The sequence below is a fragment of the Gordonia sp. CNJ-863 genome (genome assembly GCF_001942325.1).
Lineage (GTDB): Bacteria > Actinomycetota > Actinomycetes > Mycobacteriales > Mycobacteriaceae > Gordonia > Gordonia alkanivorans.
In genome coordinates this window covers 1-23,059 of record NZ_MKKG01000088.1, presented here as the reverse complement: position 1 = coordinate 23,059, position 23,059 = coordinate 1, and the positions used below count along the sequence as shown (strand labels likewise).

The 23,059-nt window shown below is 66.4% G+C and carries 23 protein-coding genes and 1 tRNA gene; 10 read left to right on the top strand and 14 right to left on the bottom strand.

The genetic code is table 11. The features are described 5' to 3' along the window. Positions 1–149 precede the first annotated feature (149 nt). Positions 150–224 (top strand) — tRNA-Val (locus tag BJF87_RS23890). 46 nt (positions 225–270) lie between these two features. Here BJF87_RS23890 and BJF87_RS23885 read toward each other — a convergent pair. The 3 genes from BJF87_RS23885 to BJF87_RS23875 form a co-directional block, all read right to left on the bottom strand. Next, on the bottom strand, positions 271–753 hold the full coding sequence (locus tag BJF87_RS23885; RefSeq protein WP_035752743.1) for a peroxiredoxin: 483 nt from the start codon (positions 751–753) through the stop codon (positions 271–273). After that, on the bottom strand, positions 750–1,178 hold the full coding sequence (locus BJF87_RS23880; RefSeq protein ID WP_005200172.1) for a DUF3052 domain-containing protein: 429 nt from the start codon (positions 1,176–1,178) through the stop codon (positions 750–752). The genes BJF87_RS23885 and BJF87_RS23880 overlap by 4 nt, the downstream gene beginning before the upstream one ends. A 174-nt stretch (positions 1,179–1,352) precedes the next feature. After that, entirely contained in the window at positions 1,353–1,973 is a 621-nt protein-coding gene (locus BJF87_RS23875) for a hypothetical protein (RefSeq protein WP_035752744.1), read from the bottom strand. A 141-nt stretch (positions 1,974–2,114) separates the two neighbouring features. Between BJF87_RS23875 and aceE the strand changes: the two genes are divergently transcribed. The 6 genes from aceE to BJF87_RS23845 all read left to right on the top strand — a co-directional run bounded on the left by aceE (position 2,115) and on the right by BJF87_RS23845 (position 10,679). Then, on the top strand, positions 2,115–5,009 hold the full coding sequence (aceE, locus tag BJF87_RS23870) for a pyruvate dehydrogenase (acetyl-transferring), homodimeric type (protein WP_139319590.1): 2,895 nt from the start codon (positions 2,115–2,117) through the stop codon (positions 5,007–5,009). Between the two features lie 74 nt (positions 5,010–5,083). After that, positions 5,084–6,358, top strand: coding sequence for a CdaR family transcriptional regulator (locus tag BJF87_RS23865; protein ID WP_006356784.1), 1,275 nt, complete (start codon positions 5,084–5,086; stop codon positions 6,356–6,358). Positions 6,359–6,553: 195 nt separating this feature from the next. Further along, positions 6,554–7,462, top strand: a complete 909-nt coding sequence (locus BJF87_RS23860) for an ACP S-malonyltransferase (protein WP_006356783.1) — start codon at positions 6,554–6,556, stop codon at positions 7,460–7,462. A 124-nt stretch (positions 7,463–7,586) separates the two neighbouring features. After that, complete coding sequence (acpM, locus tag BJF87_RS23855) at positions 7,587–7,889, top strand: meromycolate extension acyl carrier protein AcpM (protein ID WP_005200177.1); 303 nt, start codon at positions 7,587–7,589, stop codon at positions 7,887–7,889. Continuing rightward, positions 7,889–9,157, top strand: coding sequence for a KasA/KasB family beta-ketoacyl-ACP synthase (locus BJF87_RS23850; RefSeq protein WP_075864043.1), 1,269 nt, complete (start codon positions 7,889–7,891; stop codon positions 9,155–9,157). Before acpM ends, BJF87_RS23850 begins: the two co-directional genes overlap by 1 nt. Positions 9,158–9,227: 70 nt before the next feature. Further along, positions 9,228–10,679, top strand: coding sequence for an acyl-CoA carboxylase subunit beta (locus BJF87_RS23845; RefSeq protein WP_006356781.1), 1,452 nt, complete (start codon positions 9,228–9,230; stop codon positions 10,677–10,679). 333 nt (positions 10,680–11,012) lie between these two features. On the opposite strand, the gene BJF87_RS23840 is transcribed toward BJF87_RS23845, so the two are convergent. The 5 genes from BJF87_RS23840 to BJF87_RS23820 form a co-directional block, all read right to left on the bottom strand. Continuing rightward, positions 11,013–11,531, bottom strand: a complete 519-nt coding sequence (locus BJF87_RS23840) for a DUF3145 domain-containing protein (protein ID WP_006356780.1) — start codon at positions 11,529–11,531, stop codon at positions 11,013–11,015. Positions 11,532–11,658: 127 nt separating this feature from the next. Beyond that, a complete protein-coding gene (locus tag BJF87_RS23835; RefSeq protein WP_006356779.1) occupies positions 11,659–12,477 on the bottom strand; it encodes a serine hydrolase in 819 nt (272 codons plus the stop codon). A 48-nt stretch (positions 12,478–12,525) separates the two neighbouring features. After that, positions 12,526–13,656, bottom strand: coding sequence for an NDMA-dependent alcohol dehydrogenase (locus BJF87_RS23830; protein ID WP_006356778.1), 1,131 nt, complete (start codon positions 13,654–13,656; stop codon positions 12,526–12,528). Between the two features lie 178 nt (positions 13,657–13,834). Next, positions 13,835–15,439: a fatty-acid--CoA ligase FadD5 gene (gene fadD5 / locus BJF87_RS23825; protein ID WP_006356777.1), complete on the bottom strand. Its 1,605-nt coding sequence runs from the start codon at positions 15,437–15,439 to the stop codon at positions 13,835–13,837. Positions 15,440–15,525: 86 nt separating this feature from the next. Next, positions 15,526–16,326, bottom strand: coding sequence for an enoyl-CoA hydratase-related protein (locus BJF87_RS23820; RefSeq protein ID WP_075864042.1), 801 nt, complete (start codon positions 16,324–16,326; stop codon positions 15,526–15,528). Positions 16,327–16,525: 199 nt separating this feature from the next. Here BJF87_RS23820 and BJF87_RS23815 point away from each other — a divergent pair, with 199 nt between their 5' ends. Further along, the gene (locus tag BJF87_RS23815) at positions 16,526–17,800 is read left to right on the top strand and encodes a TetR/AcrR family transcriptional regulator (protein WP_042377154.1); all 1,275 of its coding nucleotides are present in this window, start codon (positions 16,526–16,528) and stop codon (positions 17,798–17,800) included. On the opposite strand, the gene BJF87_RS23810 is transcribed toward BJF87_RS23815, so the two are convergent. From BJF87_RS23810 to BJF87_RS23790, 5 genes are all read right to left on the bottom strand, one after another. Then, positions 17,739–18,569, bottom strand: a complete 831-nt coding sequence (locus tag BJF87_RS23810) for a hypothetical protein (RefSeq protein WP_006356774.1) — start codon at positions 18,567–18,569, stop codon at positions 17,739–17,741. The genes BJF87_RS23815 and BJF87_RS23810 overlap by 62 nt on opposite strands. Positions 18,570–18,611: 42 nt before the next feature. Further along, positions 18,612–19,055, bottom strand: coding sequence for a pyridoxamine 5'-phosphate oxidase family protein (locus BJF87_RS23805; RefSeq protein ID WP_006356773.1), 444 nt, complete (start codon positions 19,053–19,055; stop codon positions 18,612–18,614). A 56-nt stretch (positions 19,056–19,111) separates the two neighbouring features. After that, positions 19,112–19,864 carry an isocitrate lyase/phosphoenolpyruvate mutase family protein gene (locus BJF87_RS23800; protein ID WP_006356772.1) on the bottom strand — a complete coding sequence of 251 codons (753 nt, stop codon included), beginning with the start codon at positions 19,862–19,864 and terminating at the stop codon, positions 19,112–19,114. 52 nt (positions 19,865–19,916) lie between these two features. After that, positions 19,917–20,564 (bottom strand): dihydrofolate reductase family protein, encoded by a 648-nt coding sequence (locus BJF87_RS23795; protein WP_006356771.1) that lies wholly within the window; start codon positions 20,562–20,564, stop codon positions 19,917–19,919. Between the two features lie 81 nt (positions 20,565–20,645). Beyond that, on the bottom strand, positions 20,646–21,506 hold the full coding sequence (locus BJF87_RS23790; protein ID WP_006356770.1) for an SDR family oxidoreductase: 861 nt from the start codon (positions 21,504–21,506) through the stop codon (positions 20,646–20,648). Between the two features lie 106 nt (positions 21,507–21,612). Between BJF87_RS23790 and BJF87_RS23785 the strand changes: the two genes are divergently transcribed. Next, on the top strand, positions 21,613–22,002 hold the full coding sequence (locus BJF87_RS23785; protein ID WP_006356769.1) for a helix-turn-helix domain-containing protein: 390 nt from the start codon (positions 21,613–21,615) through the stop codon (positions 22,000–22,002). A 97-nt stretch (positions 22,003–22,099) separates the two neighbouring features. After that, positions 22,100–22,471: a hypothetical protein gene (locus BJF87_RS23780; protein ID WP_006356768.1), complete on the top strand. Its 372-nt coding sequence runs from the start codon at positions 22,100–22,102 to the stop codon at positions 22,469–22,471. Between the two features lie 171 nt (positions 22,472–22,642). Here BJF87_RS23780 and BJF87_RS23775 read toward each other — a convergent pair. Beyond that, positions 22,643–23,059: hypothetical protein (locus BJF87_RS23775; protein WP_222844793.1), on the bottom strand; the 417-nt coding region annotated here is incomplete at its 5' end.

Below are 23,059 nucleotides of genomic sequence, written 5' to 3'. Positions count from 1 at the left end.
CCGCCGACCGGCGAACCTCATCTCGACCTGCAGACGTCGATCGAAGTCTGCAGGTCGAAGTGAGGTTCGCCGGTCGCGGCCCCGCGGTTTGGGCGATCGGTCCCGACCGGCTAGATTCATTCTCGCGAGTGACACTCTCGGCACTCCGCGCGCGTATAGCTCAGCGGTAGAGCTCTGGTCTTACACACCAGCGGTCAGGGGTTCGAATCCCTTTGCGCGCACCACGATTCATAGCTCCAACCCGCGCCCAGCGCGGCTTGGAGCTATGGATCAGCCAACAGCGCCCAGGGCTTTGTCCCACACGTTGTTCTCCCGCACCTCGCCCGGCCCGACCATGTCGGCGTAGACGATGACACCCTCGCGGTTGACGAGGAACGTGCCGCGGTTCGCGTAGCCACGGTCGGAGTTGAACACGCCGTAGGCCTTCGCCACGTCACCGTGCGGCCAGAAATCCGACAGCAGCGGGAACAGGAAGCCCTGCGCCGCCGACCAGACCTTGTGCGTCGGGGACGGACCCACCGAGATCGTCACGGTGGTCACGTCGTCGTTCTCGAAGCGCGGCTGCTGGTCGCGGATGTAACCCAGTTCGCCCTGGCAGGTGCCGGTGAACGCGAGCGGGAAGAAGACCACGAGCACGTTGCGCTCGGCGCGCAACGTGCTCAGGGACACGAGCTGGTTGTTCTGATCCCGGAGTTCGAAATCAGGTGCCTGGTCACCGACGCTCAGCGGCTCGGTGGGCAGAGCATCGCTCATGCTTTCTTGCCCGAGCGGGCCTTGGGCTGAACGAGTCGGGCTGCCGACCAATCCCCCAGGCTGATCGCCGATGTCTGGGTCAGGCCCGCGGTGGGGGCCGCCTCGGCGATCTCGCTCGGATCCACGTATCCCGGTTTACCGGTCTTGGGCGAGAACACCCACACGTATCCGTCTTCGGCAAGCGGTCCGATGGCGTCCATCAGCGCGTCGACGAGGTCTCCGTCGCCTTCGCGCCACCAGAGGACGACGACGTCGACGACGTCGTCGGCGTCCTCATCGACCATCTCGGCATCGATCGCGTCCTCGATGTCGGCTCGGAGCTCGTCGTCCGTGTCCTCGTCCCAGCCGACTTCCTGCACGACCAAGCCGGCCTTCAAGCCCAGTTTTTGGGCGTTGCTGCCCGTACCGTCTGTGGCGGCTACCACCGCGCGTGACCTCCTGAGGGTGATGGGACGTTCTTTCCGTCGCCGGTATGGACATCTGTGTACGCCAACTCGCTTGTCAGCATAGGCAACAGCCTAGAGCCTCACATTGCAAGCCGACCGACGTCACTCGATTTCGGGCGTTTCTTTTTCGCCGGCCACACCACCCGTGCCCGCTCAGCGACCGGGGCTCGTCGGCGCCGGAGTGGTGGTGACCGATGAACGGGGCGTCGCCGACGAGGCCGCCGGCACCGGCGTGTACTGGCCGCACACCTCGAGGAGGCGCGCCTTGTCGCGTGTCCATTGTCCCGACACCGGGTTGAGTTCGGTGCGCTGCTCCTTGCGGATCGCGTTCTCGAGACGCGCCGTCGTGTCGAGGAACGTTCGCGCCGGGGTCGCGATCTCCGGCGGCGACGTGTCGGTGATCTTCGGCCGGATCTGATCGGCACCGGCGATCAGGCTCGCCCGCGCCTTGTCGGCGAGGTCCCCGACCTCCGGATACGAGTGCGTCGTGTTGAGCCGCTTGATGAAGGTGTTGTAGCCGCGCACCATCACGACCATCGACGACATCGACTCCCGGCAGAGCTCGACGCCCTCGGTCCGCACCTGCGCGGCCGCCGACGCCGACACCTCCGACCGGTAGATCGCCACCTCACCGGGTGCCGCAACACCCGTACCTCCGACCGTGGACGTACACGCCGACAACATGATTCCCCCTAATGCCATGCCGACCGTCATGCTCGCCCGGACACCCCGATGTCCGCTGCGGCCGGGCCTGGCCTCCCCTGTGCCCAGCATCGCTTTCCCCCTACTCATCAGTAACGCTGCAAGGACGCTACAGCACCCCCGCGATCGCGACAGCCTACACAGATCCACCCAGTGCCAAGCCAACTCACATGGGGCACGATGAGGGGTGACACCGCACAACAAAGAGCTGCGGTGTCATACGCCATGCAGCCGGACCACCACCCCGAGTCCGGCCTGTCAGAGGGAGTAGGCATCACCGTGACCGACCAGATGGACCAGGCGACGCAGGACACGATTCCGAGCGAGCACGCCGGCCCGGGCTCCAACGGACGTGCTGCCGGACGAAGCGGACAACGAGTCCGCGTCATCCGCGAGGGAGTCGCGTCCTATCTGCCCGACATCGACCCCGACGAGACCACCGAGTGGCTCGATTCGTTCGACGCACTGCTCGACGCCGCCGGCCCCGGGCGGGCGCGCTACCTGATGCTGCGGCTCCTCGAACGTGCCGGCGAGAAGCGGGTGTCGATCCCCGCACTCACCTCCACCGACTACGTGAACACCATCCCCACCGAGGCGGAACCCTGGTTCCCCGGTGACGAGGAGGTCGAACGCCGTTTCCGTCAGATGATCCGCTGGAACGCCGCGATCATGGTGCATCGCGCCCAGCGCCCGGGAGTCGGTGTGGGCGGCCACATCTCGACATACGCGTCGTCGGCGTCGCTCTACGAGGTCGGCTTCAACCACTTCTTCCGCGGCAAGAACCACTCCGGCGGCGGCGACCACATCTTCATCCAGGGCCACGCCTCGCCCGGCATCTACGCCCGCGCCTACCTCGAGGGCCGCATCGGCGAGGCCCGCATGGACGGCTTCCGGCAGGAACACAGCCACGCCGGTGAGGGCGGCGGCCTGCCGTCGTATCCGCACCCGCGGCTGATGCCCGACTTCTGGGAGTTCCCGACCGTCTCCATGGGCCTCGGCCCGATGAACGCGATCTACCAGGCGCGCTTCAACCACTACCTGCACGACCGCGGCATCAAGGACACCTCCGACCAGCACGTCTGGGCGTTCCTCGGCGACGGTGAGATGGACGAGCCGGAGTCGCGCGGGTTCGCGAGTTTCGCGGCCACCGAGGGTCTCGACAACCTCACCTTCGTCGTCAACTGCAACCTGCAGCGGCTCGACGGCCCGGTGCGCGGCAACGGCAAGATCATCCAGGAGCTGGAGTCGTTCTTCCGCGGCGCCGGCTGGAACGTCATCAAGGTCATCTGGGGCCGCGAGTGGGATGCGCTGCTGCACGCCGACCGCGACGGTGCCCTGGTCAACCTGATGAACACCACGCCCGACGGCGATTTCCAGACCTACAAGGCCAACGACGGCGCCTTCGTCCGCGAGCACTTCTTCAATCGCGACCCCCGGACCAAGGAGCTCGTCAAGGATCTCTCCGACGCGGAGATCTGGAACCTCAAGCGCGGCGGCCACGATTACCGCAAGATCCACGCCGCCTACGCCGCCGCCATGACCCACAAGGGCCAGCCGACGGTGATCCTGGCGCACACGATCAAGGGCTACACGCTCGGCAAGCACTTCGAGGGACGCAACGCGACCCACCAGATGAAGAAGCTGACGCTCGACGACCTCAAGGCCTTCCGCGACAGCACGCGCATCCCGATCAGCGACGAGCAGCTCGAAAAGGATCCGTACCTGCCGCCGTACTACCACCCCGGCAAGGATTCGCCGGAACTCCAGTACATGCTGGATCGCCGCAAGACCCTCGGCGGCTTCCTGCCGAGCCGCCGCACCAAGGCCAAGGTCCTCGAGGCCGACACGTCGTCGGCGCTCAAGACCACCGAGAAGGGCTCGGGCAAGCAGCAGGTCGCGACCACCATGGCACTGGTCCGCGTTTTCAAGGATCTGTTGCGCGACAAGGAGATCGGCAAGCGCATCGTGCCGATCATCCCCGACGAGGCCCGCACCTTCGGTATGGACTCGTGGTTCCCGACCCTGAAGATCTACAACCGCAACGGACAGCTCTACACCTCGGTCGACGCCGAGCTGATGCTCGCCTACAAGGAGAGCTCCGAGGGCCAGATCCTGCACGAGGGCATCAACGAGGCCGGTTCGGCGGCCAGCTTCGCCGCCGTCGGCACGTCGTATGCGACGCACGACGAGCCGATGATCCCGCTGTACATCTTCTATTCGATGTTCGGCTTCCAGCGCACCGGCGACAGCTTCTGGGCGGCCGCCGACCAGATGGCGCGCGGCTTCGTCATCGGCGCGACCGCCGGCCGTACGACGCTCACCGGTGAAGGTCTGCAGCATGCCGACGGCCACTCGCCGCTGCTCGCCGCGACCAACCCGGCCGTCGTCGCCTACGACCCGGCGTTCGCCTACGAACTCGGCCACATCGTCGACGACGGTCTCAAGCGCATGTACGGCGAGGACCCGGAGAACGTCTTCTACTACATCACCGTCTACAACGAGCCGATCAGCCAGCCGGCGAAGCCCGAGCACGTCGACCACGAGGGCATCGTCAAGGGCGGCTACCTGTTCCAGAAGGCCCCGGAGAACAAGGAGTACCCGGCCAACATCCTGGTTTCCGGGATCACCATGCCCGACGCGCTGCGTGCCTCCGAGCTGCTCGCCGAGGAGTGGAACGTCGGCGCCGACGTGTACTCGGTGACGTCGTGGAGCGAACTGGCCCGAGACGGTATCCGCGCCGACCGGCAGGCGCTGCGCGATCCGGGCAGCGAGCCCGCACCCGCCTACCTGACCGAGCTGATGGCCGACGCGGCCGGCCCGTTCGTCGGCGTCAGCGACTACATGCGCGGCGTCCAGGAGCAGATCCGCGCCTACCTGCCCGGCACGTACCTGACGCTGGGCACCGACGGATTCGGTTTCTCCGACACCCGGCCGGCGGCACGACGCTTCTTCAACGTCGACGCCGAGTCGATCGTGGTCGCGGTACTGGTCGCCCTCGCCCGCGACGGTCACATCGCCATGTCGGTGGCCAAGCAGGCCGCGGACAAGTACCAGATCGACGACGTCGCGGCCGCTCCGGAGCAGACCAGCGATCCCGGCGTGGCCTAGTTCGGCACCGGACCGCCGCACCCGGACAGACCAGCGATCCCGGCGCGGCGGTTTCCGGGGACTAGATTGAGAACGTGTCCGACGCGCGAGTGAATCAGCCCACAACACCGCCGGCTGACGTGTTCGGTGAGCGGGGTGCCCATGTACCGGCCCCTGCCACCGTGCACGACGCGCTGCCGGACACGCTTCTTCGGCGGGTCAAGCAGTACAGCGGACGCCTCGCCACCGAGGCGGTCCACTCCATGCAGGACCAACTGCCGTACTTCGGCGACCTCGACGCCGCGCAGCGCGCGAGTGTCCAGCTCGTCGTGCAGACGGCGGTCGTGAACTTCGTCGAGTGGATCCAGGACCCCGAGGGCAACGTCAAGTTCACGGTCCAGGCGTTCCAGGTGGTGCCGCAGGACCTTGCCAGACGTATCACGCTGCTACAGACCGTCGAGATGGTCCGCGTGGCCATGGAGTTCTTCGAGAAGTGGCTGCCGCTGCTTGCTCGCAACGACGCCCAGCTCCGCGCACTCACCGAGTCGGTCCTGAGATACGGGCGCGAGATCGGCTTCGCCGCCGCCGCGATCTACGCATCAGCCGCGGAATCGCGCGGCGCGTGGGACTCCCGGCTCGAGGCCCTGGTCGTCGACGCCGTGGTCCGCGGCGACACCGGCCCCCAGCTCCTCTCCCGCGCGGCAGCCCTGAACTGGGACTCCGACGCCCCGGCGACGGTCATCGTCGGGACCCCGCCACCCGAACAGAACGTGTCGGTGCCGCTGGCCATCCACAACACTGCAAGACACTTCGACCGGTCGGCACTGTCGGTGGTCCAGGGTTCGGTGCTCGTCGCCATCGTCAGCGGTCCCGCACGCCCCACGGAGAAGTTCGTCTCGGCTCTTCTCTCCCACTTCGCCGACGGCCCGGTGGTCATCGGACCGACCATGCCGAACCTGGGGAGCGCCCATGCCAGCGCCGCCGAGGCGATGGCGGCGATCGAAGCGGTGGTGGGCTGGCCGAGTGCACCCCGCCCGGTCCACAGTCTCGAACTGCTCCCCGAGCGAGCTCTCAACGGTGACGAATCGGCGGTCGCCGCCCTGGTCGAATCGGTGGTCAGTCCGCTCTCCACGGGAGGCACCACACTGACCACGACGCTCGAGGCCTACCTCGACTCTGGCGGATCGGTCGAATCCTGCGCGCGCGTTCTGTACATACATCCAAATACGGTCCGGTACAGACTGAAAAAAATTGCGGAAATCACACGCCGCGATCCGACAAACCCACGAGATGCGTATGTACTACGGATCGCGACGACTGTCGGTCGTCTGACACACTTAAGGCACAAATCGGACCCTCCTGCACCATGAGTCACACTGGCAACATGTCCGATTCACAATTTATGCTGATAAGAGCCTTAAGAGCACGTTTCGGTAACGAATCTCAGCCTGATGACGAAGCAGGTGACACTGAGGTCAAGTTTGTGGGAACCCCACAAAACCCGGCATCAAGGTTCATGCTTCTCCACACCCACATGGGGCGGGCAAAGGGTGTTCTCTGGTCACGTGCTTTCGTTGCTTGCTCCCGGCCAGGGTTCCCAGACACCCGGCATGCTCACGCCGTGGCTCGACCTGCCCGGCACCCGTGATCAGATCGCCACGTGGTCCAAGCTCACTCAACTGGACTTGGAAAGACTCGGTACCACCGCCACCGCGGAGGAGATCACCGACACCGCGGTGACCCAGCCGCTGGTCGTCGTCGCCGCCCTCCTCGCCTTCGACGAGGTCCGCAAGAACGGTGAACTGCCCGCGGACGCGGCCGTCGCCGGCCACTCGGTCGGTGAGCTCGCCGCCGCTGCCATCACCGGCGTCATCTCCGCCGACGAGGCCGTCACCCTCGCCGCGATCCGCGGCGCCGAGATGGCCAAGGCCTGTGCCCTGGTGCCCACCACCATGGCCGCCGTTCTCGGTGGCGACGAGGCCGCGGTACTCGCCCGCCTCGAGGAGCTCGAGCTCGTCCCGGCCAACCGCAACGCGGTCGGTCAGATCGTCGCGGCCGGCGCCGTCGAGAAGATCGACGAGCTCATCGCCTCGCCGCCGGAGAAAGCCCGCATCCGCAAGCTCGCGGTCGCCGGCGCGTTCCACACCCACTTCATGGCCCCGGCGCAGGACGCGGTCGCCGCCGCGGCGGCGAAGATCACCCCGGCCGACCCGAATCGCACGCTGCTGTCCAACTCGGACGGTCAGCCTGTAACGAATGGCGTCGACGCACTGACAAAACTGGTAGGCCAGGTCACCAGGCCGGTCCGCTGGGATCTCTGCTCGGCGTACCTGCGGGACAACTCGGCCACCGCCGTCGTGGAACTGCCACCGGCGGGCACGCTCGTGGGGATCGCCAAGCGTGAGCTGAAAGGCACCCCATCGCTGGCTCTCAAGGAGCCCCGCGACATCGCGAAGATCGCAGAACTTGGATAGCGGTCGCGGTTAGTCCGCGACCCCCGGAAGATCGGCGCCCGGCGCCGATCTGTCCAAGCGCGCGGACTACACGTCCGTCAGACGCTCCGGAATCATCAACCCGAACACGAAAGGGAACCATACAGTGGCTGCCACCCAGGAACAACTCATTGCCGGCATCGCCGAGATCATCGAGGAAGTCACCGGCATCGAGCCGTCCGAGGTGACGATGGAGAAGTCGTTCGTCGACGATCTGGACATCGACTCGCTGTCCATGGTCGAGATCGCGGTGCAGACCGAGGACAAGTACGGCGTGAAGATCCCCGATGAGGACCTCGCCGGTCTGCGCACCGTCGGCGACGCCGTCTCGTACATCCAGAAGCTCGAGAGCGAGAACCCCGAGGCTGCGGCTGCCATCAAAGCCCAGGTCGAGGCAGACCAGAACTGATGAGCTCCCCCTCCCTCCGCGACTACTCGACGCTGGGTGGGAACTTCCCGAGCGTGGTCGTCACCTCCATGGTGGCGACCACCTCGCTCGGCGAGGATCTCGACTCGACGTGGAAAAACCTGCTGGCGGGTGAGTCGGGCATCCGCGAGCTGACCGACGACTTCATCACCAAGTACAACCTGCCGGTGCGCATCGGCGGTCGGCTGCTGAAGGATCCGTCCGAAGAGGTCACGCGAGTCGAATCTCGTCGGATGGCCTACGTCGAGCGCATCGCCCACGTGCTGAGCAAGCGTCTCTGGACGCAGGCCGGCGAGCCCGAGGTCGATCCCGACCGTCTCGCCGTGGTCATCGGCACCGGCCAGGGTGGCGGCGACGCGATGATCGACGCCGTCAAGGCCATGGAAGGCACCGGCAACTACCGCAAGGTGTCCCCGCTGGCCGTCTCGATGGCCATGCCCAACGGCCCGGCCGCCGTCGTCGGCCTGAACATCGGCGCCCGCGCGGGCGTGATCACCCCGGTCTCGGCGTGCTCGTCGGGTGCCGAGTCGATCGCACACGCATGGCGCCACATCGTCATGGGTGACGCCGACATGGTCGTCACCGGTGGCGTCGAGGGACAGATCGACGCGGTGCCGATCGCCGCGTTCTCGATGATGCGTGCGATGAGCACCCGCAACGAGGACCCCGCTGCCGCCTCTCGTCCGTTCGACAAGGACCGCGACGGCTTCGTCTTCGGCGAAGGTGCCGCGATGCTCATCCTCGAACGCGAGGAGCACGCTCGGGCCCGCGGTGCGCGCATCCACGCACGCCTGCTCGGTTCCGGCATCACCTCCGACGGCTTCCACCTGGTTGCCCCGGACCCCAGTGGTCAGGGCAACGCCCGCGCGATGACGCGGGCACTGCAGACCGCCGGTCTCCAGAAGTCCGACATCACCCACATCAACGCGCATGCGACGTCGACCCCGATCGGCGACACCGCCGAGGCCGCCGGTATCACCGCTGCCATCGGTCAGCATGCTGCGATCTACGCGCCGAAGTCCGCTCTGGGACACTCGATCGGTGCGGTGGGTGCGCTCGAGTCGGTCCTGACCATCAAGAGTGTCGAGGAAGGCGTCATCCCGCCGACCCTCAACCTCGAGAACCAGGACCCGGAATGCGACATCGACGTCGTCCACGGTGAACCCCGTTACGGACAGATCGACTACGCGATCAACAACTCGTTCGGTTTCGGTGGGCACAACGTGGCGCTCGCCTTCGGTCGCTACTGAACGTCGGCTCCCCGCCGATCTCGGTAGTGCCTGAGACGAACCACGCCCGACACCCTTGGAGGAGACTGCGATGACGACCTTGGCTCCCATGGCCGGCCGCGAAGAAGCCGCCGATCCCCGCGACCCGCTGTTGCGGCTGACGAACTTCTTCGACGAAGGCACCATGTCGTTGCTGCATCCTCGCGACAAGTCCGGGGTCCAGGCCGCGGTCGGCCTGGTCAACGGCGTTCGCACGGTCTCCTACTGCACCGATGGCACCGTCATGGGTGGTGCCATGGGTGTCGTCGGGTGTGCTCACATCGTCAACGCCATCGACACCGCCATCTCCGAGCAGGCGCCGGTCATCGGCATCTGGCACTCGGGTGGCGCCCGCCTCGCCGAGGGTGTCGAGGCGTTGCACGCCGTGGGTCAGGTCTTCGAGGCGATGGTCCGGGCCTCCGGATACATCCCGCAGATCTCCGTGGTCGTCGGCTTCGCGGCCGGCGGCGCGGCCTACGGACCCGCCCTCACCGACATCGTGATCATGGCCCCGGCCGGTCGCGTCTTCGTCACCGGGCCGGATGTGGTCCGCAGCGTCACCGGCGAGGACGTCGACATGGAGTCGCTCGGCGGCCCCACCACTCACGGCAAGAAGTCCGGCGTCTGCCACATCGTGGCCGACTCCGAGTCCGACGCCCTGTGGCGCGCGCGACGTCTCGTCTCGACATTCAGTCAGCAGGGCCACTTCAACCGTGAACTGGCCGCGGCCGGTGACACCGACCTGAAGGCCCTGCTGCCCGAATCCGCCCGCCGCGCTTACGACGTCCACCCGGTCGTCGAGAAGCTGCTGGACACGGCACTCGCCGCCGACGGCGAGACCGAGATCTCCAGTTTCGAAGAGCTGCAGGCGAAGTGGGCGCCGAACATCGTGATCGGGTTCGGCCGGTTGTCCGGCCGCAGCGTTGGCGTGATCGCCAACAACCCGCTGCGCATGGGCGGCTGCCTGAATTCGGAGAGCGCCGAGAAGGCCTCCCGGTTCGTCCGCCTCTGCGATGCCTTCGGCATCCCGCTCATCGTCCTCACCGACGTCCCCGGCTACCTGCCGGGCGTCGGACAGGAATGGAACGGCGTCGTCCGACGCGGCGCCAAACTCCTCCACGCCTTCGCCGAGTGCTCGGTCCCCCGCGTCACCCTCGTGACGCGAAAGATCTACGGCGGCGCCTACATCGCCATGAACTCGCGGGCGCTCGGTGCCACGGCCGTATTCGCCTGGCCCGGTTCCGAAGTCGCCGTCATGGGAGCCAAGGCCGCCGTCGGCATCCTGCACAAGAAGGCCCTCGCCGCCGCACCCGACGACGAGCGTGAAGCCCTCCACGACCGACTGGCCGCCGAACACGAGGCCATCGCCGGCGGTGTGGGACGCGCACAGTCGATCGGCGTCGTCGACGAGATCATCGACCCGGCCCGCACACGCAGCATCATCGCCGAGGCACTCGCGGCCGCCCCCGCTCGACGCGGACGTCACAAGAACATCCCGCTCTGATCAGCGGACGGACACACGAAGAACGCCACCGGTTCTCACCGGTGGCGTTTCTCGTGTGTCCCTGAGCTCGCGGGACGAATCACCGCGCTCCCTGGGAAGTCTGTATTCTCCGCAGCGTCAGGAAGTTTCCCACTTCTTGCGCCGACGAAACCTCGTCTCGTGCCTGCCGGGCGTGTCGTTCCTCACAACCGAGGACGCCGCCTCGCTCCCTGAGGAGCGCCCGGAGCTTGCGGAGCGTCTCCCTCGCTCCCTGAGGAGCGCCCGGAGCTTGCGGAGCGTCTCCCTCGCTCCCTGAGGAGCGCCCGGAGCTTGCGGAGGGCGCGTCTCGAAGGGTCAGCCGACCCGCTGCTGCAACCAGGTGACCTCGGCCCCGGCACCGCCCATGCGGTACTGCTCGAGCGCGTCGTCCCAGGCCGAACCGAGAGCGGCTTCGAGTTCGCCGGCGAGACCGGCACTGTCGGGCTGCGATTCGATCATCGAGCGCAGCTGGTTCTCGCCGATGATGACATCGCCGTTGGCACTGGTCGATCCGCGCCAGAGCCCCAGACCCGGCACGTAGCTGTAGCGCTCGCCGTCGACACCCTCGCTCGGGTTCTCGGTGACCTCGAACCGCAGCGCCGACCATTCGCGCAGAGCGGTCACCAGACGTGCCGCTGTCCCGACCGGCCCTGCCCAGTCGACTGTTGCACGCTGCATACCCGGTTCGGCGTCCTGGGCCGACCATTTAAGGTTCGCGCGCGCGTTCAGGGTCGACGACAGAGCCCACTCCACGTGTGGGCACAGCGCCACCGGCGCCGAGTGGATGTAGACCACTCCTGTTGTCATGTCCGCAAACTGGTTCAGATTGCGCACCTTTTCACCTCCGTTGTCGACGAGGAACGTCTTCCCCAACACACCTCGCGACTTCGGATATCACACTCGTGGGATTCATTGTGCCCCATGATGCGCGTGTTGCGCTAGTTTCTCGTGCGAGAAAGGTTCATTTCTGTGACGAAAGTTCACTGACGACCCGGTCGTTGAACTCGCTCCACAACGGTTTCGCCCACGGCCCGAAGGCCCGGTCGGTGAGGACGACGCATGCCGCCTGCAACTCGGGGTCGACCCAGAGGTAGGTGCCGGCCTGACCGAAGTGCCCGAAGGTCCGGGGCGAGTTGCCCGTCCCGGTCCAGTGCGGGGACTTCGCCGATCGGATCTCGAACCCGAGGCCCCAGTCGTTCGGGCGGTGCCTGCCGTAGCCGGGAACAAAGCCGTCGAGTCCTGGGAACTGGACCGATGTCGCGTCGGCGAGGGTCTCCGGTGCCAGCAGTCGAGGCGCGAGGAGTTCCTGCGCGAAATGCGCGAGATCGGTGGTGGTGGACCGCGCCCCGTGCCCGGCGGGCCCGTACAGTTCGGTGGACTTCATGCCAAGCGGTGCGCAGACGGCGTCGGCCAGGTACTCCGCGAAGCCGATGCCCGCGGCCTGCTCCACCGTCTCGGCCAGGATCTCGAAGCCTGCGCTCGAATAGATGCGCTTCTCCCCCACCCCGGCCTCGAGGTCCCGTGAGTCGAAGGCGAGTCCCGACGCGTGTGCCAGGAGGTGCCGGATGGTCGCCCCGGGAGGACCGGCCGGATCGTCGAGTTCGACCGCTCCCTCTTCGACGGCCACCAGAATCGCCTCGGCGACCAGGAGTTTGGTGACCGAGGCGAGTTCGTAGACGCGAACGGGGTCGCCGAATTCCTCGGCGACCCCGTCGCGGGTGATGATCGCCGCCGACACATTGTCGACAGGCCATTCCGTCAGAGATTCAAGGACCGACACATCGGGTCACGTTACCCGTGCCCGCGTACCGGCCGGTGGGCACAGGGCTCACCAATCCTCTTCGGTGTAGCGGATGACGCCGCGGATGTTGCGGCCGTCCAGCATGTCCTGGTAGCCCTCGTTGATCTGGTCCAGACGGTACTGGCGGGTGATCATGTCGGCGATGTTGAGCTTGCCGATCTTGTACATCGACAGCAGCTGCGGGATGTCGAGCTTCGGGTTGGCGCCACCGAAGATGGAGCCCTGCAGGTTCTTCTGCAGCAGCGTCAGCATCGCGAGGTTCAGCGTCACGTCGCTTTCGAGCATGTTGCCCATGCCAGTCAGCACACAGGTGCCACCTTTGGCGGTGATGCCCATCCACAGATCGACGTCCTTGCCGTGGACCTCGCCGACGGTGACGATCACCTTCTGGCACATGCCGCCGTGGGTGGTCTCCGCGATCGCCATCGCAGCCTCTTCGACCGACGCGAATGCCGCGGTGGCACCGAACTTCAGCGCCTGCTCACGCTTCCACTCGACCGGGTCGATGGCGAACACGTTGCGGGCACCCGAGATAACGGCGCCCTGGAGGGCTGCCGTACCGACGCCGCCGACACCGACGATCGCCACGTCCTCGCCGGGACGGACGTCACCGCTGCGGGTCGACGAGCCGTAGCCGGTGGGGATACCGCAGCCACACAGTGCGGCGACCTCGAACGGGATGTCCTTGTCGATCTTCACTGCCGACGCCTCGTGGACCACCATGTAGGGCGCGAAGGTGCCCAGCAGGGTCATCGGGTAGACGTTCTCGCCGGCTGCCGTCTGGATTCGGAACGTGTTGTCCGACACCGCTTCGCCCTGCAGCAGCATGGCGCCGAAGTCGCACAGGTTGGCCATGCCCGACTGACACGACGGACACTTGCCGCACGACGGGATGAACGACAGCACAACGTGGTCGCCGACCTCGAAGTCGGTGACACCCTCGCCTACCTCGGCGACGACGCCCGCACCCTCGTGGCCACCCAGGATCGGGAACCCGGCCATCGGGATGCCGCCGGTCATCAGGTGATGGTCGGAGTGGCACATGCCCGCCGCTTCCATCTTGATCTTGATCTCGTGGGCCTTGGGATCGCCGATCTCGATATCCTCGATCGCCCACGGCTTGTTGTGCTCGCGCAGCAGCGCGCCCTTTGTCTTCACTGGTCTCCTCCGTTCGAACCCGGCAACAAACTCGCCCCGGGAAGTCCGTCGAGCGACGTTGCCGTCGCTTGTGACTGTAGTCACTCAATCACAAAATTGAAACGTGTCCTAGTCCGTGTTCCATCGCCACCGGCACCCGCCCGATCACCGAATCCGGCGCCGGGACACCTCGACACGGTCAGTCGGCCAGACCGGCGTCCTTGGAGCCGTAGCTCGCCCGCAGGGTCGGCTTGACGACCTTGCCACCGGCGTTGCGCGGCAGCTCGTCGACGATGACCAGGCCCTTCGGGTGCTTGAAGCGGGCCAGGTTCTCGTTCAGGTAGGGCTCGAGGTCGGCCAGGGCCAGGTCGGTGACGCCTTCGGCCAGGACGACGACCGCCACCGGCACCTCGCCCCACTTCTCGTGCGCGCGGCCGATGATGGCGGCCTCGCTGATGCTCGGGTGACCGAACAGGACGTTCTCGACCTCGGCGCAGTAGATGTTCTCGCCGCCCGAGATGATCATGTCCTTGGCGCGGTCGACGACGTAGAGGAAGCCGTCCTCGTCCTCGCGCACGAGGTCGCCCGAGTGGAACCAGCCGCAGGCGAACGCGTCGGCGGTGCCCTGCTCGTTCTGCCAGTAGCCCTTCATCATGTTGGGCCCGTGGTAGACGATCTCGCCGACCTCGCCCTGCTTGACGTCGTTGCCCTCGGGGTCGATGATGCGCGCGGTCACCGCGGGCACGACCTTGCCGATGGAACCGATCTTGTTCATCGCATCCTTTCCCTCGAGCACGCAGGTGATCGGCGACATCTCGGTCTGACCGAAGACGGCGACGTTGAGCGCGTCGGGGAAGGTCTCGTTCATCGCCCGCAGCACGGTGTCCGAGGCAGGGGCGGCGCCCCAGCTGGTGACGCGCAGCTTCAGGTCTCGCGGCTTGGCCTGCTGGGCGGCACAGACGGCTTGCCACTGGGCGGGCACGAGGAAAATCGAGGTGGTGCCCTCCTTCTCGATGGTGTCGAGCATGTCGTTCGGGTCGAAGGCACCGAGCGGATGGATGACCGACAGCGCACCCATGTAGAACAGCGGCGCCATCGCGCCGAGTCCCGCGATGTGGAACATCGGCGCGACGCACGATCCGATGTCGTCGGATCGCGTCTGCAGTGCCTGCAGACAGGTCACCGCCTGCGCCTGCATGTTGGTGTGGGTGAGCATGGCGCCCTTGGGCTTTCCGGTGGTACCCGAGGTGTACATGATCAGCGCGACGGTCTCTTCGGGGACGTCGATCTCGGGCAGGTCCGAGGAGTCCTCGGCGACCAGCGCCTCGAAGTCGAGGTGGCTGTCGTTGTCCGATCCGCCGACGACGACGATGTGGTCGATCGCGTTGGTCGACGCGGCGACGGCGTCGGCGAGCGGGGCGAGCATCGTCTCGGTGACGATCACCTTGGCACCGCTGTCGTTCACGAGGAACGCGATCTCGGCCGGGCTCATGCGGATGTTCACCGGCACCGGGATGGCGCCGATGAGGTTGGCGCCCAACACCGCTTCGACGTATTCGCTGCGGTTCAGCAGGACCACCAGGATGCGGTCGCCGAACTCGACGCCGCGACGGGTCAGGGCGGCGGCGAAGGCACGGGTCCGCTCGTCGAGTTCCTTCCAGGTGGTGACCTCGCCCTGGAATTTCAGGGCAGGGCCCTCGGGGTTCATGAAGGCGTGGCGCTTGATCTGGTTGTTCCAGTGGTTGCGGCGCGAACGCAGCGGCTCGGTGGCGAGGTCGGTGACGGTGTCGACGGTCGCGGTCATACGATCGGTCTCCTTGTTGTCTGTCGTCGTGTCGAACGTGGTGGTGAAAATGTCTCTGGTGGTGGGTGTTCGGCGTCGGCCGAAGCTCACTTCTTGCCGGCGAAGGCGGCGATGGCCGCCTGGAACTCCGGCGACTGCAGCAGTTCGGTCTGCCCCTCGAGTTCCCGCTCGATGGCGGCTTCGAAGCCGGACATGGTGTGGGCGTCGAGCGCCGACTTCGTCAGGCGCAGCGCGGACCGGCTCTTGCCTGCCAGTTTCGCGGCGACCTTGTCGACTGCTTCGTCGAGCCCGGGCCGGTCGTCGTAGACGCCATTGACCAGTCCCGCCGCGAAAGCCTCAGGGGCGCGGAGCTTCTCGCCGAGGAGTGCGAGTTCGTTGGCCCGAACCCGACCCACCGCGGAGGTGAACAGCATCGACGCGCCACCGTCGGGCATCAGGCCGATGTTGATGAAGGCGAGCAGGAAGTACGACCGCTTCGTCGTGTAGATGAGGTCGGCGGCGAGGGCCAGCGAGGCACCGATGCCCGCTGCCGGTCCGTCGACGGAGGCGATGACCGGAACCTGGGCCGAGCGCACCGCGCGTGCAAGTTCCGACCCGGCCGAGATGATCCCGCGGGCCTGGTTGGGATCCAGCCCCGACGACCCGTTCGCGGTCGACTGCGAGTTGATGGAGACCACGTCGGCTCCGGCGCTGAAGCTCCCGCCGGCACCGTCGATGACGATGACGCGGACGTCGTCGCGCTTCGACCACTCCTCCATCGCAGCCTTGATGCCGTAATTCGCCTCGGTGTCGAGAGCATTCATCTTCTCTGGGCGGGAAATCGTCAGCCGCGCGACTCCTCGGTCGTCGACCGAGGTCACGATTGCCTGGCTGGTCTCGTCGCTCACTGTTCTCCCCACTGGTGACCGGACAGATAGACACAGATCATCGGATCTGTGCCAACGCCTAGAGTACTACCACAGTGCGACGCAGATCACGAGAATCTTGGTTAACTTATACGCGCCTATCAACGCCCCTCTCTGGACTTTTCGACCTATAGGCTCGAAAATCGCTCGTGAACGTCGTATCCGGCTAAAGTGTGACGCCATGACCGTGCGCCCGGGGACGTCGACCTCCGACACGTCCCAGCCAGGTGCACCGGGCGCCCGACGACGCCGTCCGGCCGACCGCAGGCGACTCATCGTCGACGCGGCAGCGAAGGCCTTCAGCGACGGCGGTTATCACGCGGTTCGGCTCGACGACATCGCCGACGCGGTCGGGATCTCCGCGCCCGCGCTCTACCGGCACTTCCCCAACAAGTACGCGCTGTTCGCCGAGACCACCGCTGTCCTCGCACGGTCGCTCCGGTCGGCGCTCGATGCGGTGGAGCCCGGCGGCGACGACGAACTGCGCGAGCTGCTCGTGGCGATCACCGCGGCCTCCTTCGAGAACCGCCGCACGGGTGGCCTGTACCGGTGGGAGTCCCGGTACCTCGCACCGGCCGACCGGGACCTCGTCCGCGATGTCGTCGTGCACCAGCACCGCCGTGTTCGCGCGGCGGCGCGGCGCCTGCGTCCCGACCTCCGCGATGCCGACGCCAATCTGACCGTCGCCGCGATGACCAGCGTCGCGGCCAGCCCGACGACCCATCACTCCTCGCTGCCGGCGCGCGAGGTCACCACCCTCATCTCCGATGCCGCGTTCGACCTGCTCGACGTCGACCTCCCCGATCCGGTGGGACCGCCGGCTCCCGCCGCTCACGGCCTCGCACCGGCGGCGAAGCGCGAGATCATCCTGACCGAGGCGATCAACCTGTTCGCCGCCCGCGGCTTCCGCGACGTCACCATCGAGGACATTGCGCATGCCGCGGGCCTTCCGGCGTCCGGCGTGTACCGCCACTTCCCGAGCAAGGTCGCGATCCTCGAGGCCGCGTTCTGGCGGGCGACCGACCGCGTCACGGCCGCCATCGCCGAGGCCCTCGCCGATGCGTCGACGCCGCACGAGGCACTCGTCGGCATGATGCGCCGATACGTTCGACTGACCTGCAGCTCAACCGATCTGATCAGCGTCTACGAGACCGAGATCGGACACGCCACCCCCGAGGCCCGGGATGCGCTGCGCCATCAGCAGCGCATCACCGTCGATGAATGGGCGACCTGGATGAGTCGCGAGCGAGCGAACCTACCGATCACCCACGCGCGATTCCTGGTGCACGCGGCACTCAACGTCGTCACCGACCTGTCGCGGCTGCGGCCACAACCCTCCCCCGAACGCATCGAGGCGCTGTCGGCGCGGATCCTGTTGGGCGGGAACGCAACCCCTACAGCACCGCGAAGTCGTCCATCAGCCAGCGACCGTCCTGCTGCACCAGGGTCACCTTGACGCGTGTCTGGTACGGGAACCCGTCGGGGAACTCCTGTGCGGTCTGCGGCGACTTGACGGCCTGGTCGAGTGTCACGAGCACGACGGCTTTCTCGTCGTCGAGCGACATGATTCCGGCGTTGTCGGCCTTCGCGGTCGACACGGCCGCTGCCTCGGTGGAGCCCTTTCGGGCGTCCTGCGAGGACTCGATGTAGGTCTGGGTGAACGCGGGAGTGGAGATCTCGCGGATTCTGCGGTCGAGGTCGGAGTAGTCGGCCGAGTTGTAGGTGGTGATCTCGGCGGCGTACTTGCGTGCGGTGTCGAGGATCGTCGAGTCGATCGCCCCGGCCGCAGTGTCTGCCCGACGGTCGGCATCGACGTAGGCGACAGCCAACACCGCGGTCGACGCCGCGAGGATGACGGCGACCGCCACCAGCGCGACGACCGCCCAGGTCTTCTTGCCGAGACTCGTCGCCCAACCGGTCCAGCGGTCGCTCTTGCCCGACGCCGCGGCCGGGTCGAGCTTGCGTGGTGAGCGGTCCTTCGCGATCGTCTCGTCGGAGTCGATCGTGCCCTCGAGCGCGGCGTCGGCATCGACCGCCTCCCCGCGACGGGCCGCCCTGCGGGCCGCTTTCGCCGCCTTGGCCTCCGCCTCGGCTCGGTACTTCTCCCGGTTCGTGCGGTTGGCCTGCAGGAAGTGGTCGCCGTCGAGCGGGGTCACGCCGTCTTCGACGTCGGGCGTCACCGTGGTGGCGTCGGGGGCGTCGGAGGTCTGACGGGGCTTCGGCATGGGTTCAATGTAGCGATGCCGCTGTGGGCGCTGTGTCCGGCGTCATACCGCCGGCAGATCGCCGAGGCTGCCGAGGTCCAGCGACACCCACTGCTGAGGGTCGAGGTACACCTTGGTCTGCGGACCGTGTTCCTTCTCGGCCATCTCGATGTACGGTTCGACGGCCTGCGGCGGAAGGTAACGAGATGCCATCTCGCGCAGGTCGTCCCGGGTTCCGGCGACCATGTCGATGGCATTCCCGGACACCGAGACGTACATGAGGCGCGGCGACACCTCGTCGACCATGAGGGTGAACCGCCCCGCCGCCCGGATGAGGTTCAGCTTCCGCGACTCGGTGCCGGTGAGCAGCCATGGTCGTCCGCCGGGTTCGTAGTGGTACCAGATCGGCACCGTCAGCGGAGCCCTCTCGGGTTCGGCTTCCACGGACAGGGCCGCGACGTGTGGTTCTGCCAGAAACGCTTCTCGTTCGCTCTTGGTGAGTGCCATATTCCGACGGTAAACCGGGCCTCCGACAGTTCGTGCCCGATTCGCGCCGGTCGTGCCTACTTCCAGGGAGCGAGAACCTCGGCGGCGCGTTCGGCGAGCACCATCTGGAACAGCGGACCGAAGCTCACGCGTCCGACGCCGAGCGCGGCGAGTGCCGCCTTGTTGTTCTTGGTCGGGTGCCCGATGGCGTTGACCGGCAGCGGAAGTTCGTCGGCGAGCCGCTTCTGGGTGGCGTCGTCGTGGAAACCGACGGGATAGAGCACGTCGGCACCGGCCTCCGCGCAGAGCTTCATCCGCGCGATGGCGCGGTCGACGCGGTCGGATTCGTCGCCGACCTGCTTGAGGAACAGGTCGGTGCGGGCATTGACGACGACGTGGACATCGGTGGCGTCCGACGCCGCACGCAGTCCGCCCACGAAGTCGGCGTGCTCCTGCGCCTCGCGGAGTCGCCCGCCCTCGCTGTGGACGGTGTCCTCGATGTTGAGACCGACGGCGCCGGCGTCGATGAGGCCGTCGATCAGGGTCTTCGGGTCCTCGCCGTAACCGGATTCGATGTCGACGGAGATCGGGACGTCGACCGCGGCGGTGATCTGTTTGATCCGAGTCGTGAGCTCTCCAAAGGTGATGCCCTCGTTGTCGGGTTTGCCGATCGAGTCCGACACCGGGTGACTGCCGACGGTGAGTGCGGCGAACCCGGCGGACACCGCCAGATTCGCCGACCACGCATCCCACACCGTCGGCAGGATCACCGGGTCTCCGGGCTTGTGGAGTTCGAGCAGAGTCTTGGCCTTGTCGGCGAGTTCCGTCATGACCTCTACAACTACGCCGGTCGAAGCGCACATTCCGGGGGTTGGCGAAACATTACTTCCGCCAGAACAAGTGATGGGTGACCCCGCTGGGACTCGGGATCACCTCGTGCTCGAACCGGTCCTCCAACTCGGCGGGCGAGTCCCACAGTCGCAGTCCGTTCCCGTAGGTGACGGGTGCGACCGCGACGTGCAGCGTGTCGATGAGATCGGCGTCGAGGAACTCCCGGACGGTGCTGACTCCCCCGCCGATCCGTACGTCCTTGCCGTCGGCCGCGGCCTTGGCCTTCGCCGCGGCCTCGGCCGGCGTGGCGTCGAGGAAGTGGAACGTGGTCTCACCCAGCGTGAACGACGGGCGGAGGTGGTGGGTGAGGACGAAGACCGGGGTGTGGAACGGCGGCTCGTCGCCCCACCACCCCTGCCATTCATGGTCGACCCACGGACCTCGCTGGTGCCCGAACTTGTTGCGGCCCATGATCTCCGCACCGATGTTGTGGGTGAAGTCGCGCGTGAAGTAGTCGTCGAGTCCGCGGGTGCCACCGGGATCGGTGCGGTTGGGCCAGCTCGCGGTGGCCCCTGCCCAGGACATCATCTCCCAGGGTTCGACGGTGTCGCCGAACGGCCGCTCGAAGGTCTGATTTTCACCGGCACCGATCCCGTCCTGCGAGACCGCGAAGTTCTGCACCCTGAGTAGCTGAGCCATGGCATCCATTCCTGTTGTCGTCGGGCAATCCAACCAGGACAGACTCGAAACCGCAGCGAAACTCATCGGTGCAGCGCAGCGTCAGGCGATGGCGGCCTTCACGATCTGGGCGAACGGCGTCGACGACCGGCCGATCAGCGTCTGGAGGTCGCCTGAGGTGGTGTCGAGTTCGCCGCGGGCGATGCCGGCATCGGAACCCGCCAGCACGGCGGCGAACTGCTCCGGGGTGCCGTTGTCGGCGAGCACCTTCGCGTAGTCGGCCTCCGGCAGGTCACGATACTCAACGGTCTTGCCGGCCACCTCGCCGATGACCTTCGCGAGGTCGGCGTAGGTGAGTCGCTCATCGCCGCCGAGTTCGTAGACCTTGCCACCCTGATCGGCATCGGAGGTGAGGACTGCGGCAGCCGCAGCCGCGTAGTCGGCGCGGGCGGCACCGGCGACCTTGCCCTCGCCCGCTGCACCGAACAATGCGCCGGACGAGACCGCCTGGCTGATGGCCTGCAGGTAGTTCTCCCAGTACCAGCCGTTGCGGAGGAACACCGCGGGGATCGACGACTCGCCGAGTCGCTTCTCGGTGGCCACGTGTTCGGGCGCCAACCCGAGCCCGCTCGTAGCGGCGTTGAGGAGGCTCGTGTACGCGATCAATCCGACACCGGCCGCTTCCGCCGCCTCGATCACGTTGGTGTGCTGCGGAACTCGACGTCCGACCTCCGAACCCGAGATCAGGAGCAGCTTGTCGACACCGTCGAGTGCGCGCCGCAGCGCCTCCGGATCGTCATAGGAGGCAACCCGGATCTGAGGGCCCTTCGACGCCAGATCGGCAGCCTTCGACTCGTCCCGAACGATCGCCACGATGTCCGCGGCCGGGACTCCCCGCGCGAGCAGCTCGCCGATCGCCAGCCCGCCGAGCTGTCCGGTGGCGCCTGTCACTGCTGTGGTCATGTTGTCTTTCCTCTCGTCGTGACTGGGCTCGACTGTACGCACTTACTTTTCGTAAGTGCAATACGAACAGTTAGCTGATCGCTGTGACCTTCGCTAACCTGAGGTCATGTCCGACCACGACCCGACCCTCGAAGCCGACGTCTTCGCACGCGACTGCTCGTCGAGGTCGACGCTGCAGACGGTCACCGGCCGCTGGGGCACGCTGGTCCTGATCGCGTTGCGCGAGAGCAACTATCGATTCAGCGCCCTTCGACGCCGCGTTGACGGTGTGAGCGAGCGAATGCTGTCGCAGACGCTTCAGAACCTCGAACGCGACGGCATGATCGTGCGGACGGTCCTGGAGGCGATCCCGCCGAAGGTCGAATACGACCTGACTCCCCTCGGCAGGCAGGTCGCCGACCAACTGCAGGGGTTGATCGATCTGCTGCAGGGCCACATGCCGACGGTGCGTGACGCGCAGGCGGAGTACGACGGGCGGCGCGGGACGAGTGCCTGAGGCGGTCAGCGCGAACGAGCCGGCAGCAGCAGCAGTTCTATCGGCACAATGCCTAGCGATGGACCCCGGGACAACCGATATGCCATAGGCTCGAGGAATGATCGTTACCGGTGCGATGTTGGCGGAGGCCGCTACTGTCGCTGACGGCAAGCTATATGTACTCGGGGGCGTCCTTACAGATTTTTGGCAACCGCCAGGGGGCTATCTAATCGAGACCCTTCTGATTGTGCTTATCCAGGCAGAGGAGGGAGACCTTCACAATCCGCAGTTCGTCGAAGTCTCCATCACCACACCTGACGGAAAGAGCGGCTCTAGCAGGCTCCCCGTCCCCGAAGTGGCAACCGCAGGAACCAGAGCCGGTTTCTTCTTTCACAAGATCGGCTTCGAGGCGAAGGTTCCCGGCCAGTACGTCATCGTTGTGGAATCAGTGTCACTTCCAATTGAGGTTCATGCACCGCAATTTGGGTAGCGTGCGGGTACGGCGTTCCGCCCCAACCTGATGCAAGGAATTTAGCCTCGATGCGGACTTCACGAGGACCCGGCACCAACCGGACAGGTTCCGCAGCCTCCATCCGACGGTCGAACTCCTCGTCCGTCATCTCGAAGTCATCGTCGTACTCGTCGCCTACCTGCTCCATGTTCACATCCTCCTCCAGGCAGTCCGTAGTTGCCAGATCCCATCTTCGACATCGATTGGCTGGAGTATGACCCTGATCCACCCCACCGCATCATGAGTCTCCACCAGCAGCCTCTCCCCGTGCACCTCGTCAACTTCCCAGCCCGCACGGTCGTATTGGTTCGGGACACACGCCGCCCGGACTTCCTCAACTGACAGGTTGTGCTTTGTTCGTAGCTTTCTAGCGACACCATCTGAGGCGCGGATCTCGCCAATCCAGAACCCACGCGTTGCCACACCGTTGAGACTAGTCTGGGGCTGGTGCACGAGTAGGTGACATCTGATCTGGCTTGCCCTGCCGGGCGGCCTGGAAGGATGCCAGCTGTGCCCAAGCCCTATCCCCAGGAGTTCCGCGACGACGTTGTCCGCGTCGCCCAGAAC